This window comes from Thioalkalivibrio sp. XN279 (assembly GCF_011089885.1).
Classification (GTDB): Bacteria; Pseudomonadota; Gammaproteobacteria; order Steroidobacterales; family XN24; genus XN24.
Genome location: NZ_JAANBD010000025.1, coordinates 471,149 through 485,425, shown reverse-complemented (window position 1 = coordinate 485,425; position 14,277 = coordinate 471,149). Strand labels below are relative to the sequence as shown.

The 14,277-nt window shown below is 62.8% G+C and carries 8 protein-coding genes; 5 read left to right on the top strand and 3 right to left on the bottom strand.

Translation table 11 applies throughout. The features are described 5' to 3' along the window. From G8346_RS06850 to G8346_RS06840, 3 genes are all read left to right on the top strand, one after another. Nucleotides 1-741, top strand: a 741-nt coding sequence (locus G8346_RS06850; protein ID WP_206202614.1) for a carbohydrate binding domain-containing protein, incomplete at its 5' end; no start/stop codon positions are given. 74 nt (nucleotides 742-815) lie between these two features. Then, a complete protein-coding gene (locus G8346_RS06845; RefSeq protein WP_166049491.1) occupies nucleotides 816-3,971 on the top strand; it encodes a hypothetical protein in 3,156 nt (1,051 codons plus the stop codon). A gap of 32 nt (nucleotides 3,972-4,003) precedes the next feature. Continuing rightward, nucleotides 4,004-4,759, top strand: a complete 756-nt coding sequence (locus G8346_RS06840; RefSeq protein WP_166049489.1) for a hypothetical protein — start codon at nucleotides 4,004-4,006, stop codon at nucleotides 4,757-4,759. A gap of 84 nt (nucleotides 4,760-4,843) precedes the next feature. On the opposite strand, the gene G8346_RS06835 is transcribed toward G8346_RS06840, so the two are convergent. The 3 genes from G8346_RS06835 to G8346_RS06825 are packed head-to-tail and all read right to left on the bottom strand — an operon-like array spanning nucleotide 4,844 to nucleotide 10,323. Continuing rightward, nucleotides 4,844-5,881 carry a LacI family DNA-binding transcriptional regulator gene (locus tag G8346_RS06835; protein ID WP_166049487.1) on the bottom strand — a complete coding sequence of 346 codons (1,038 nt, stop codon included), beginning with the start codon at nucleotides 5,879-5,881 and terminating at the stop codon, nucleotides 4,844-4,846. Nucleotides 5,882-5,916: 35 nt separating this feature from the next. After that, complete coding sequence (locus G8346_RS06830; RefSeq protein WP_166049485.1) at nucleotides 5,917-6,804, bottom strand: glycosyl hydrolase family 17 protein; 888 nt, start codon at nucleotides 6,802-6,804, stop codon at nucleotides 5,917-5,919. 21 nt (nucleotides 6,805-6,825) lie between these two features. After that, nucleotides 6,826-10,323 (bottom strand): hypothetical protein, encoded by a 3,498-nt coding sequence (locus tag G8346_RS06825; RefSeq protein ID WP_206202613.1) that lies wholly within the window; start codon nucleotides 10,321-10,323, stop codon nucleotides 6,826-6,828. A 153-nt stretch (nucleotides 10,324-10,476) separates the two neighbouring features. Between G8346_RS06825 and G8346_RS06820 the strand changes: the two genes are divergently transcribed. Together G8346_RS06820 and G8346_RS06815 are read left to right on the top strand one after the other, a co-directional pair. After that, nucleotides 10,477-11,802 (top strand): family 16 glycosylhydrolase, encoded by a 1,326-nt coding sequence (locus tag G8346_RS06820; protein ID WP_166049483.1) that lies wholly within the window; start codon nucleotides 10,477-10,479, stop codon nucleotides 11,800-11,802. 46 nt (nucleotides 11,803-11,848) lie between these two features. Further along, nucleotides 11,849-14,269 carry a phosphoketolase gene (locus G8346_RS06815; RefSeq protein ID WP_166049481.1) on the top strand — a complete coding sequence of 807 codons (2,421 nt, stop codon included), beginning with the start codon at nucleotides 11,849-11,851 and terminating at the stop codon, nucleotides 14,267-14,269. The last annotated feature ends 8 nt before the right edge of the window (nucleotides 14,270-14,277 follow it).

Genomic DNA, 14,277 nt, shown 5'->3' with positions numbered 1-14,277 from the left:
AACCTGGCGTCCTTTGAGGTCAAGTTCATTGAGAACGGCGACACCAGCCAGGTGTACAACCTCGGGACCTACAGTGGCGTGACCGACCTGGGCAACGGCTGGCTGCAGGTATCGATCCCGATGAGCGATTTTGCGGCGACGATCGCCGGCAACCAGGGCTTCCTACTCGGCCCGCTGGGCGGCCAGGCGGCGCCGTTCACGCTCCTGCTGACCGATATCGGCTTCACCGGAACCGCGGGCGGCGGTGGAGGCGGCGGCGCGACCGGCGAGCTGGTGGTCAACGGCGGTTTTGAGGCCGGTGACCTGAGCGGCTGGGAGACGTCGCCGAACGGCGGCACCATCACGACGACCAACGACAGTGCATCCGGCAGCTTTGCGGCCAATCTGAATATCACTGCCGCGGGCAATCCGACACTCAAAGCGGCCAACCTGGGAGCTGGAGACCTCACGCCCGGCCAACAGGTTACCGTGTCTTTCGACTGGAAAGGCAGCGATGCCAATGGCGGCGTTGTTGACATCCGCCTCTTTTCGGAGCAAAGCGGGGGCGGCGTCTCTGCGACGGAAATCATTCGCGAGGGCGCCGGGTTCCCGTCGGACTGGACCACCGTGGGCCCGCTGAACATTGCCATCGGCCCTGATGTCAGTGGCGGAGTGTCATTGCAGTTTACGGCGATCTGCGGGGCTGTTGCCGGATGCGTCTCGGACATCTCCATCGACAACGTCTCCATCGTGGCCAACTGATGGTCAGGCCGGCAGGGCATTCAAGCCGAATCGATGTCCACCAAGAAGTCAAATCTCAAGCAAGAGTAGTCGCTATGGCCCAATCAAGCTTCTCCAACCGTATGGCCTTTTTCGGCAGCCTGCTGGCGGCCGTGCTGATCTTCGCCGCCCCCGACGTGACTCATGCGCAGGTGAACAAGGTCGAGACCTACAAGGACGAGAAGGGCTGGAAACTCAAGGTTGATGGCGAGGACTTCTACGTCAAGGGCGTCGTCTGGGGCTACTCGCCACGTGGCCAGAATTACACCTACGGCCTGTTCAACGAACCTGACGACTTCATCCGGAAAGTGCTCGACTACGAGTTCGGCCTGATGAAGAAGATGGGCGTGAACACCATCCGCAGTTTTACGACGATCCCGCCCCGGTGGGTGGAATACATCTACCGCGAGCACGGGATCATGAGCGTCATCAATCCGCTCATGGGCCGCTACGGCTACAGCATCGACGGGGAATGGGTTCCCTTTACCGACTACTCCGATCCGCGTACCCGGGAGATTCTGAAGCGGGACATGCAGGAGTTCGTGCGGCTCTACAAGGCTACTCCGGGCGTCCTGATGTTCGCGTTCGGCAACGAGAGCAACTACGGCCTGTCATGGTCGAGCTTCGAGATCGAGAACCTGCCCGAGGGTGAGCAGAACACCGCCAAGGCACGCTACCTGTACAGCTTGTACGAAGAGGTCATCTCGGCCGGCAAGGAGATCGCCCCGAATCACCCGTTCAGCATCGTGAACGGCGACATCCAGTACATCGACCTCATCGCGGAGCTGGTCCCGTCGCTCGATATTCTCGGCAGCAACGTCTACCGCGGCACGAGTTTCACCGACCTGTGGCAGCGCGTCGACGAGAAGCTCGACCTGCCGGTCGTGTTCTTCGAGTTCGGCAGCGATGCCTTCAATGCCCGCACTTTCCAGGAGGACCAGGTAGCCCAGGCCCTGGTCCTGAAAGAGCAGTGGCAGGAGATGTACAACAAGGCCTACGGCAACGGGGAAGAGGGCAACTCGATCGGCGGCTACATTTTCGAGTGGCGCGACGAATGGTGGAAGTACCTGCAGACGGAGAACCTCGATATCCAGGATACCCACGCCTCCTGGTCCAACCAGGCGTACCTGTTCGACTGGACGCCCGACGGCAACAACATGAACGAGGAATGGTTCGGTATTACGGCGCTGGGCCTGCCGAATTCGGAGGGCGTCTACCAGGCGATCCCGCGCATGGCCTACGACGTGATGAAAGAAATCTTCGCGATGGACCCCTACGAGGCCTCCAGGAGCGAGATCAACTCCATGTTCGCCGCCATGGATGTTGACTACTACGAACTCAAGGGCGACGTTCGCCGGGTGAAGGCCGACGCGGACGAGTCAAAGCGCACCCTGAGGTTTACGGGCGGCAGGTTCCAGGCGGAATTCGTGGCGCGGGGCGAGGATGAGCCCATCAGGCAAGACGGGGAGAACGCCATCGAGTTCAGTGATGGCCAGATGGTGTTCCTGGACTTCGCTTTCAATCCGAACAACCAGCTGAACGGCCAGTTCACGCTGAACGTCCTTGGCAACGTCGCCGACAAGCGGCCACTGGAGTTCAGCTACGGTGACCGCGGACTGGAACGCGAGATCCTGGTGGCTACGGAAGTGGTCGAGGGTTTCCCGGTCACTCCGATCACGATAGACGACGGACGGCGCATAGAAATCTATGATTTCAGCGCCGAGTACGAGGGCGAAGCCTTTGACCTGGAGGCTTTCTATCACACGCCGCGCTATCACTGGGGCTATGAAGGGGATTTCTTCGGCCTCGTGCAGGAGGCGACCGACATTGCCGGTATCGACATCTGGGATGCCAAGGCGCCTTCCGGTGTGGAGATGCGGGGCAAGGGCAGCCTTGACGGCCTGACGCTCCTGTTCGGTCCCGAAGTCTACTGGGGCGCCAACCCGAAATTCGTCGTGAAGTATGATTTCGGTCTCGCGGACATGGACTGGACGTTCATCCACTCCGAGGATGTCGCACGATTGGGTAGCGCCGTCGGCGGTGCCGGGCAGACCGAGCGCCAGTCACGCCAGACGACGATCTACACCAAAAAGGAGTTCGTGAACGGCTGGGAACTCGAACTCGGCGGGATCATGTCGGCGACCGAAAAGGTGGGCGAGGCCTTTGACCGTGTCGACAGCAACGGCGATGTGTACCTTGACGAGATCGACTGGGAGGACACGCTCGGCTTCAAGGCCAAGCTCACATTCCCGCTGATGGGCACGCGCACCTATCTGTCAGCCCACCACGCGGGCCTGGTCGCCGACGGTGGACAGCACCACAAGGTCTACGGCGTTTCTGACCCCAGCAATCTCCCTTACTCCGGACTTGGCAACAAGCAGGAGTACGAGGCCGGAATGCAGATGTTCTTCGGGAACTGGATGGTCTTCCCGCGGCTGATGTACCGCGACAACCTGGTGCATGCCAACCCGCTCATCGAGCCTGAGATCATCGACGGCATCCTTTACCCGGGCACCAACCCGCGTAACCGTGACGCCGATCCCTTCGCCGTCCTCGGCAACCGCGAGGCGCGCTCTGCCGAGATTTTCTTTACCTACGATCCCACCGGCGCAACGCCTTACTACGACTGGGACAACGAGTGGCGGGAGGACGCGCCGTTCGCAATCGACTTCGGGGGCACGTATACGGAATTCCCGACGTTCACGGATTCGTACCAGTTCTTCTTCGCGCCCACGGAGTCCAACGCCGCGTTCGGACAAGGTTTGCCGGCGGAGGACGTCTGGACAGTATCGAGCCGTGTGACCTTCAATACGAAGAACCGGACCAAGCTGATCTTCAAGGGTGTCCGAGGATTCCAGCAATCGACGGGCGACCCCACCGGCGGCACCCGGGACTTCTGGGAACTGCATGGCAAGGCCATCTGGGCCGGCAAGCACACGCTGGAGGGCTATTTCCTGAAAGACGCCTGGGGCCCGTACGACTTTTACCGGCAGTTCAACGTGACGTTCCCGGAACAGATCAAGCTGGACTACTCATATCTGCTCGGATCGGGCTATTACGCGATCAATGACCGTGTGTCGCAGGACCAGGCGACCAAGATCGGTGTCCGTGCCCTGTACCGCGCCTTCGACGAAAACTCGCTGGCCGAGGAAGAGTTCCCGGGCAGCGACTACATCTTCAGCGTCAATGTCTATTTCATCTATCAGTTCTAGCGAAGAGCATGTACAGCCGAGGTAATATTCGAATGAGAGCGCTGAATCGACAACATGCCGGACCGTTTCGCGGCAAGCACCTGGTCGTTGCCCTGCTCGCGACGGCGGCGTTGGCCTCTGCCGGCTGCAGCGGCGAACCCGATGAGAACGATGGCGAGGTGATCAATGCCGTCGTCCTCCCGACGGACGTGGTCCTGGATCTCTATTGCGAGAACGTTGGGGTTCACCCGGAGACTTGTGTCCTCGACGACCCAGAGAATCCGTTCTCGACCACGACCATCATCGAGTTCGACGTCAACAACCCGGACGCCGACAACAAGTTCGACCTGTTCAACTCCCTGCCGCCGGGGCCGTCAGGCGCGAAGGCGCGGTTCTACTTCTGGGCGACCGCGCTGGCTCAGCGCCCCTCTGGGGAGAACCAGTATTACACCGCGCTTGCACTGCACGAGCTGTATGACGCGAACAGCAACGCCATCTCGAGCGATGAGCTGGTACGTGAGCAGGCCCTCAAGGCCTACCGGTCCATGCTGGACAATTTTTTCGGCTCCGTTACCGTGTTCGAGTGTTGCCCGGCGGTGAGCCCTGACGGTGAGCCCGTGCCATTCTCGGTTCCGCTCAACGAACTCACAGCGGATGCCCTGTACCGGACGGATGCTACGGGCTTCCGGCGCGTGGTTCCGGGTGACCCGATCCTCGTGTTAGAGGTCCTGCTGGACTGGGGATATTCCTATCAGCCGGCCACGCCGCCAGACTTCAACAACGGGGTGGTATCAGTCAACGGGGGCTGATCAGGCGCGAGGCGCGCGGGCAGATCCTCACCAAGGCCCTGCTGAACGCGGGGCCTTTTCTTTTCTGTAGCGGGCTCAGGACGGCTACTCGGACGGCGCCGGGCCGGTCGACTCGCGAATGCGCAGCTGCGCCGGCACAACGGTGACGCCATTGCCCAGGGAATCTTTGCCTGAGCCGTCCACCAGCGCCATCGTGGCCAGCTCCGCCATCGCAGCGAGGGGCTGTCGGATGGTCGTCAGGCGCGGGTAAATCTGGCGCGCCAGCGCAATGTCATCGCAGCCCGCCACCGAGAGCCGTGCCGGAATTTCGATGCCCAGCTGTGCCGCGACACGCATCACGCCTGCCGCCATGTCGTCGTTCGCCGCGAAGACCGCGGTCGGGGGCTGCTCGGAGCGCAATAGCCGCCAGGCACACTCTTCGCCGGAACCGACCGAGTTGTCGCCCTGCTCGACCAAGTCCTTCTCGAGTGGCAGGCCGCTGGCGCGCAAGCCGTCAACGAATCCCAGGTAACGGTTGCCCACCGCCTTGTGTTGACGATTTCCCTTGATGAAAGCGATACGCCGATGCCCCAGGGAGGCGAGATACTGCGTCATTTCCGCACTGATTTCACGGTCGTTGGTAGCCACGCAATACTGGTTTCCATCCTTTCGCCCGGGAGAAAGGCGCACAAGAGGAGTACCGCTCGCCTGGATCGCATCTACGATACGGGGCATGTTGGATAGGGGCGCAGCCAAAACCACCCCGGTGGGCCGGATGTGCCTGATCAACGCTTCGAGTTCCGCAACCACGTCCTTGTTGCGATAACGGCAGGGATGAATGAGCAGCTCGTAGTTGGCCGCGCGGCAGGCGCGCAAGGTGCCCTGTTGCAGGCGAATCACATAGCCTGAGCTCGGCACCTCGTAGGCGCTCGGATCGTCATAGACGAGCGCGATGAGACGGGCGCGTTGGCTGGCCAGGTTGCGCGCGAACTGGTCTGGGCGGTAGCCGAGCTCTTCGATGGCCTGTTCGACTTTCTCCCGCGTCGCATCCCGGACATTGGGCTCGCGGTTGACGACCCGCGATACGGTCTTCGGCGAGACCCCGGCAAGGCGGGCGACGTCATCGATCCTGGGTTTCGCCATTTCATCCGGTCTCGTGAGCTGGGATATGTATGCTGTTACCAGTACTTGGGTTTGCCGTCCTTGTCGAGCAGGCCCCAGTAGGCACCGACATCCCCTTCCGCCGCGACTTTCCAGGGTTCATCGAAGGCCGAGAAGTAGAACATCTCGATCTCGTCCTCGTGTGCCCAGCGGCAGGTGTCGATAAAGTATTTCAGGGCATTTTCGTAGGACGGCTCTGCGCCTCCCGTTGCCTTGCCGATCGTGGGCCAGCCCGTTTCACTGACGATAACACGCTTACCCCCTGCGGCCCTGGCCACGCGGCGATACATGTCCTTCATGTAGAGCAGTGCATACGGGGCGGGGCAGCCCTCCCAGAACGGATAGCAATTTGCGAGCAACACGTCGCAGGCGGCTGTAATGCGAGGATGGTCGACGAACTCGAAGTAGGCGTCCACGTAGCCTACCGGCACGTCCGGGACTGCCGCCTTGGCGCGTGACAGGTAGTCGAGCAGTTCATCCTCTGTCAGGTCGCCGCGCAGCAAGACTTCGTTCCCCACGGCGAGGATGGAAGCGTGTCCGGCCTGCGCCACGGCAATGCCATTCGCCAGCTCGCGCTCGTTCAGTTCGTGATCGTCGCTCAGCCATACGCCGACCATGGTCTTGAGACCCTTGCTCGCGGCCAGCGCCGGAATGAGCTCGTTGCCATCGGTACAGGAAAAGCTCCGGATCCATTTCACCCAGGGCCGGATCAGCTCGAGACGTTGCTCCACCTGGCCGGCCTCGATGATGTCGCCGGGCGACTGGTGCGGAAGATATGGGCTGAAGCAGATTCCGTGGATGCCCTCGTCCAGGATCTCCCGCGCCAGCTCTCCAAGTTCCCGGGTAGTCATCCCGGAGGTATCGATGCCGGCCAACGGCAGTTTTCTCTGGTACAGGTTCGACATGTGCGGTCTCCTGCGCTCGCGCTAGGCGAACAGTTCATGCGACGCCAGGTGCAGCTCGATGCAGCGGATGCGGCCGCTGCGGCCGAACAGGTCGGCGCTGTCTTCCCGGGATAAAGAGTTGCGCTGCAGCTGGGACGTGTTGCCGTCGTCGTAGGTGACGCTCAGCACGCTCTCGGCCTCCCGGTGCAGCCTGTAGACGACCGGCACCTGGCACCAGGTGAACGCCATGGCGTCGGCCGGAAGTTCGAGTTCCTGCCACGCGCCGTCGACATCGAGATGGCGGAATACGCCGGGCTCTTTTCTGAATTCCTGCGCCCTGAGCAAGGACGGCTGGAAGCGCGCGACGCCGCCGGACACTCTCACGCCGAGTTCGCCGAATCGGGTCAGGACTTCCTCCTTCACCTGGCCGGTCATGCCCGGCTGCTGCGCACCGGCATGACGCGGGGTGTGCGAGTAGGGATCAGTGGGGAAGGCGCCGTATTCCGCGGGGCTCTTGTTGAAGCCGATACCGGCGCGGATGCGGTAATAAAGCCTGCCGAGGCGCTGGCGGGTCTCGGCGTCGGCATCCGCGTCCAGGGCCATGAAATAGCTTTCCTGCGCGGCAAGCAGGAGCTTGGCCACCATGTGCCAATAGATGGAGCCGAGGCCTTCGAATGCGAACATCGTGCCCGATCGGCCGGTGAATGCGCGATGGTGGAAGACCGTTTCGAACAGTTCACTCAGTTGTGGCCGTGCCGCCTCGAGCACCTCGCCGTAGTCGGCGAGCAGCCGATCGATCTCGGCGTCCAGGTCGCGTGCGTTACGAAACTCGGAGCTGAACCGGTAGCATCCTTCGGCGTCGCGCAGGACGATGCGCTCATCGCCCCGGGCAAGCATGATCTCGAGCACGGGCAGGGCGGCTACCTGCTCGGGTGGTATGCGGTTCTTGTCGAGGAACCTGGGCAGCGTGCGGTCCGGGTAGAGGAGGAAGCTGTCCTGGTCCGGACGATACAGCGGGCTGGAGTAGAGCGCCTCCAGCAAGTGCGCTGCTTCGCCCGGCTCTACGACGCCGGAACTGAGTGCTGCGACCTGGCCCTCGAGCATGGGGTACAGCGTCTCCACCCTGACACCGGCCTGGCGCAGGTCGAGCAGGTTGTAGGAGTGGTAGAGCCCGTCCTCGCGACGATTGTTCACGATGCTGTGATCGATCGCGGCGAGGGCCTGCTCGAGCAGGCGGTTGATTTCGCCGACAGGTACCTTGGCCTGGCCTGAGAAGCCGTCCTGCGCGTAGACGGATTTCCGGTAACGACTGGCCGCCTGTCCGAGCTCGGACAACGACTCGAATCGGAGCGCGGGGTCAACGGGCCCGGATCCAAGCTTCGCGCAGAGTTTTCCGAGGGCCGCGGTGGTTTCGCTCAGCCATGCCGCCACCTCGGAGGAGATTTCGAGGCTGCCGTCAGCCCCGGCCAGCAGGTCTGCCAGGAAGTGCACATAGCGGCGCATGTGGCAAAGCGTCACCATGGAGAGGCCGTGACCCACCAGTGCGTTGTTGGCGTCGTTCCACTCGGGCCGCTGCGTGTTCATCCAGACGCCACCGTCCACGACCAGGTTGCCGAGCTTGGCGAGCAAAGGCACCAGCAGCTTCTCTGCCAGCGTGACGAGGTAAACCTCTCCATCGGCATCGAGGATGAGTTTGCCGTCAGCGCCCACTGCAGCTACGCGTCGCTCGATCTCTTCGGCCAGCGGCTCGTCGTAATCGACGGTTTGCTGCGGATCCCGCAGCAGGGCATCGAAGGGCCGGATGCGATACGGCACGTTGGCGTAGCAGAACAGGCGTTCCTGCAGCAGCTGGTTGAGCCGCGCAGGGTAGAAGCTGCGCGACAACTCCAGTAGGCGCAACAGGTACACGATCTGGTGGTCGCCCCAGTAGCCGATGTAGCTCCAGGGGTCGTCGGGTTCCTCGACTTCCCAGTCGATACCTTCCTGCGTGATGCGGTAGGGGTTGTAGCCGTCCATGGTGGACGCGTTCACGAACCGGGCGATGATGCTGTCGAGGAACGCGGGGAAGCTGAATGACAGCGCTTCCCAGTTCTGGAAAATGTCGCGCCAGTTCCCTTCATACGCCAGGATGTCTTTCCCGTACTCGTCATGCAGGCGTATGGCGAACTGGTTCCACGGGCGGCTGGGATCGCCATGGCGCCGGCCGAAAGTAATCGGGAGGTATTCGCCGGCCAGCCGTTGCAGTTGCGGGTCGCCGCTGCGCTTCGCTGCGGCCAGCAGTTCCTCTAGCGTCAGCCGCTGCGGCAGGGACTCCAGCAGGGCACGGTTCCGGTCGTGGACTGCGCGGTTGAAGTGCTTGATGGTGCGCGCGAAATGCCCTGAGCGGATCGAATACTGGTCGAAAAAAATACCCCCGCGGAGGACATTGAAAAGCACGTTGGCGTAATGGTGTTCGGCGACGTTCTCTTCTGCCGTGGCCTGGAAGCCGTCGGCGGCGGCGAGGATACGCGCCAGGCGATCGGAGCCGTCTTCTATCGAAGCCGCTACCGCGTTCCGCAGTTCATCCGGGTTGCGTAGCTCAAGGCGCAGGGCGACGACGTCCTTCTGGCCCTGCGAAGTGTTGGCGACGATGATCCATTGCTGCGCGGCGCCGGGCCCGAGGTCCAGCGGCCCGCAGACCAGGTACGCGCCGCGGATACCGCGTTTGAGCCGCTCTTGCGCGGGCTGCTCGCCGGCACGAAAGGCGTCGATCTGTTCCGAAGAGAGCAGGATCGTCGGTTCTTCCAGCCCGAGGCAGAACAGCGTGGTCGCCTTGAGCGACTCACTCGGCTCGGCACGATCGGTGATGGCCGAGTACAAGCTCAGGATCGCCAGGCTGCTGTCGTCGTCCAGTTCCGCCCACTTGTAGGCATCGACCAGGTTACTGACGTTGGTCTGGGTGAAAAGGGGCGTGTTCGCGGGAAGCAGGTTCTGGAGGCCGTCCAGCACGTCGATCCTGAGCCTGCGGGCGCCAAGGTTCTCGATTTCGCACTGCCGGACGAATCCGTAGCTTCGGCTGGTCATCCAGGTACAGCGGAACGCCAGGCAGAGTTCGTGGTTGATCTCTTCGAGGCAGACCTTGTTGCCGAGCGCGTTCTTGTAGAGGTTGCGGGTCAGGGATGGACCCAGCAGTTGCTCGCCGTTGAAGGGTTCCCAGTTCACCGGCGTGTCGCCGGCGTGAACGCGCAGCACCGTGCGGCCGCCCGTGTGACGTCCGCATTCGTGGATCTTGTCCACGGTGGTATAAGGGAACAATGCGTTCTCGGGCGACACGCGCCCGGCAGTCAGCCCGCCCGTCGAAGAAAGGAACAGCCAGTGGTCGTCGTCCGACACCATGCTGACGAAGAAGGGCGGCATTCGATTGACGTTGCGGATAGCGTAAAAACGCTCGCCTGCAATATCGACGAATTCGCCTTCGACGGCATGGCCGTCGGCGATCCCATTCGAGGCAACTTTCACGTCCACGATACCCCCAAAAGCCAGCGGCGCCGGCTGCAGCATTCGGGTCCCGATTGGGGTCCTGCCGCGGAATCCCGTGCTGCTGCGCACCCGGCCGATTCTAGTCAATACTGACAGCGCTGTCAGCAATGGTTAAACTTTGGACTTGAACTTTCCTGTTGCCACCTAGCAGCAGTCCCATCGGAGTGGCCAAAAATGCACCTGAGGCGTGATACCACCCTAGTTGTGCTTTTTGCGGCCGTCCTGGCCCCATCCGGCGGCGTAGCCCGGGACGCCGCGGCGGAAGTCAGCTGGGCGGTTAATATCGGCGGTCCGGCATTCGTCGCCTCGGACGGCACCCGTTACGAGGCCGAGTCGTCGATCAGCGGCGGATCACCAGGAACGCTGGCCGTGGTCAAGGGATCCCAGGACCCGGTGCTGTACCAGACCTTTCGCGAAGGCGATATTCGGGTAGAGCGCCCGCTGGCAAACGGTGCTTACGACATCACCTTTCATTTTGCGGAGCACGAGCCAATCGAGGGCGGAGAGCGGGTGTTCGACGTCCTGGTCGAGGACAGGCCCGTGATCCAGGGGCTGGACGTCATGAGCAGTCGTGACGGCAAGGTCTTTTCCGCCCTTACGGTCACCATTCCCCGGGTGGAGATCACCGATGGCATGCTGGATGTCCGGTTCTCGGCGATTGCCAGGCAGCCAGTCCTGAGCGGGCTGCTCGTGCGCCCGGCGCAGGTGCCGCGCACAGGCTGGGAAATGGTGTGGAGCGACGAGTTTGAGACGGACGGCGCGCCCGACCCGCTGAATTGGAACACCGATGTGTGGCCGGCGCGTGTCGTGAACGATGAAGACCAGGCCTACACGGCCCGCCCGAAGAACTTGCGCGTGGAGAACGGGTACCTCGTCATCGAGGCGCACAAGGAGGCATACGAGGGGGCCGACTACACGTCGGCCAGGATCCATACGCAAGGCAAAGCCGATTTCCTTTACGGGCGCTTTGAAGCGCGCGCCATGGTGCCGCGCGGCAAGGGGACCTGGGCGGCAATCTGGATGCTGCCGAGCGATCCCTTCCGCTACGCGAGCACCTGTGGCGAGGGCGACACCTGGCAGGGCAGCGAGACCTGCGACGCCTGGCCCAACTCGGGCGAGATGGACATCCTGGAGCACGTCGGTTACGAGATGGGGCACGTTCACGGCACGGTGCACAACCGCGCCTATTACTGGATCAACTGGGAGCAACGCAAGGGCCGGATCCTGCTGGACGATATCGACAAGGAATGGTTTGTCTACGCCATGGAGTGGACACCCGAGAAGGCCGACATTTTCGTGGACGACACCCTGTACTTCACTTACATGAACGAGAACCGCGGCTGGGAATCCTGGCCTTACGATCATCCTTTCCACCTGATCATCAATCTCGCCGTAGGCGGCGCCTGGGGCCGCGCGGGCGGCGGTATCGACGACGAAATATTCCCGCAGAAGATGCTGGTCGACTGGGTGCGGGTCTATCGACGGGCTGGCAGCGAATGAACGCGGCGCACAATTGCCGTGGTCGGTTTCGACGGAGGATCAAGGCATGAAGAAGAGCGAGGGTCACGGCCCCTTGTCCGAGCAGGAACTGCGGCGCCTGGACGCCTACTGGCGCGCTTCCAACTACCTCTCCGTCGGGCAGATCTACCTGCTCGGCAACCCGCTGCTGCGGGAGCCGCTCAGGCGGGAGCACATCAAGCCGCGCCTGCTTGGTCACTGGGGCACCTCGCCCGGCCTGAACATGTTGTACGCGCACCTGAACCGTGTCATCCGCAGGGATGACCTGGACATGATCTACATCATCGGACCCGGCCACGGGGGGCCGTCCCTGGTGGCGCATGCCTACCTCGAGGGGACCTACAGCGAGGTCTATCCCGAGATCAGCCAGGACGAGGAGGGGATGCGCAGGCTGTTCAAGCAGTTCAGCTTCCCGGGCGGCATCCCGAGCCACGTGTCGCCGGAGACTCCGGGCAGCATCCACGAGGGCGGCGAACTGGGTTATGCACTGAGCCATGCCTACGGCGCCGCCTTCGACAACCCGGACCTGGTCGTCGCCTGCATCGTCGGCGACGGCGAGGCCGAGACCGGCCCGCTGGCCACGGGCTGGCACGGCAACAAGTTCCTCAACCCGGCACGCGACGGGGCCGTGTTGCCGATCCTGCACCTGAACGGCTACAAGATCGCCAATCCCTGCTTCCTGGCGCGCATCCCCCAGGACGAGCTGCAGAAGTACTTCGAGGGCATGGGGTACAAGCCGCTGTTCGTTGCCGGGCACGACCCCGACGACGTGCAGCAGCAACTGGCGGCCGCACTTGACACGGCGCTGGCCGAGATCGTGGCAATCCAGCGCAATGCGCGTGAAGATGGCGACCTGCGCCGGCCGACCTGGCCGATGATCGTGTTCCGCACGCCGAAAGGCTGGACCTGCCCGCCTGAGATCGACGGCAAGAAATGCGAAGACTACTGGCGCAGCCACCAGGTGCCCATGGGCGACATGAGTACGGTGGAACATGTCGCAATCCTCGAGCAGTGGATGAAGAGCTATCGGCCCGAAGAGCTGTTCGACGCCAACGGCACCCTGGTCCCGGAACTCGCTGACCTGGCCCCGCGCGGCACGCGGCGCATGAGCGCCAATCCGCATGCCAACGGCGGCCTCCTGCTGCGCGACCTGAGATTGCCGGATTTTCGCGACTACGCCGTGGAGGTGCCGAGTCCGGGCGCGACCATCGCGGAGTCGGCGCGGGTGATGGGCACCTACCTGCGCGACGTGATGAAGCGCAACCTGGACCACAAGAACTTCCGCCTGTTCAGCCCGGACGAGAACAACTCCAATCGCTGGCAGGACGTGCTCGAAGTCACGGACCGCTGTTACATGGCCGAGATCTATCCCGAGGACGACCACCTCTCGCCCGACGGCCGGGTCATGGAGGTGCTCAGCGAGCACCAGTGCCAGGGCTGGCTGGAGGGCTACCTGCTCACCGGGCGCCACGGCTTTTTCTCCTGCTATGAGGCCTTCATCCACATCGTCGACTCGATGTTCAACCAGCACGCCAAGTGGCTGAAGGTGTGCAACCACATCCCGTGGCGTCGCCCGATTGCCTCGCTGAACTATTTCCTCAGCTCGCACGTGTGGCGCCAGGACCACAATGGGCTGAGCCACCAGGATCCCGGGTTCATCGACCACGTCGTCAACAAGAAGGCCGAGGTCATCCGCGTCTACCTGCCGCCGGACGCCAACTGCCTGCTGTCGGTCACCGACAAGTGCCTGCGCAGCCGCAACTACGTCAACGTCGTGGTGGCCGGCAAGCAGCCCGCGCCGCAGTGGCTGACCATGGACCAGGCCATCAAGCACTGCGAGGCGGGGATCAGCATCTGGGACTGGGCCAGCAACGACCAGGACGGCGAGCCCGACGTGGTGATGGCCTGCTGCGGCGACGTGCCCACGCTGGAGACCCTGGCGGCGGTCGCGCTGCTGCGCGAGTACTTCCCGGAGATCAAGGTGCGGGTCATCAACGTCGTCAACCTGATGAAGCTGCAGCCGCAGAACGAGCATCCCAACGGGCTGTCCGACCGCGAGTTCGACAGCCTGTTCACCACCGACAAGCCGATCATCTTCGCCTTCCATGGCTATCCCTGGCTGATTCACCGGCTCACCTACCGGCGCACCAACCACGACAACCTGCACGTGCGTGGCTACAAGGAGGAGGGCACCACGACCACGCCCTTCGACATGGTGGTGATCAACGACATGGACCGCTTCCACCTCTGCGAGGACGTGATCGACCGCCTGCCCCAGCTCGGCAGCCGCGCCGCCTACTTCAAGCAAAAGCTCCGGGAGAAGCTGGTCGACCACAGGCATTACATCCGCAAGCATGGCGACGACATGCCGGAGATCAGCGGCTGGGCCTGGGGGCGCAGCAAGCCGGTGGCGAAGGCGGGGACTTCGACCGAGGGCGACAACATATAGCGACGGGC

Excerpts from the sequence above, each read along its gene's own strand:
- G8346_RS06845 (WP_166049491.1), top strand. The coding sequence starts at position 816 with ATGGCCCAATCAAGCTTCTCCAACCGTATGGCCTTTTTCGGCAGCCTG.
- G8346_RS06840 (WP_166049489.1), top strand. The coding sequence starts at position 4,004 with ATGAGAGCGCTGAATCGACAACATGCCGGACCGTTTCGCGGCAAGCAC.
- G8346_RS06835 (WP_166049487.1), bottom strand. The coding sequence starts at position 5,881 with ATGGCGAAACCCAGGATCGATGACGTCGCCCGCCTTGCCGGGGTCTCG.
- G8346_RS06830 (WP_166049485.1), bottom strand. The coding sequence starts at position 6,804 with ATGTCGAACCTGTACCAGAGAAAACTGCCGTTGGCCGGCATCGATACC.
- G8346_RS06825 (WP_206202613.1), bottom strand. The coding sequence starts at position 10,323 with ATGCTGCAGCCGGCGCCGCTGGCTTTTGGGGGTATCGTGGACGTGAAA.
- G8346_RS06820 (WP_166049483.1), top strand. The coding sequence starts at position 10,477 with ATGCACCTGAGGCGTGATACCACCCTAGTTGTGCTTTTTGCGGCCGTC.
- G8346_RS06815 (WP_166049481.1), top strand. The coding sequence starts at position 11,849 with ATGAAGAAGAGCGAGGGTCACGGCCCCTTGTCCGAGCAGGAACTGCGG.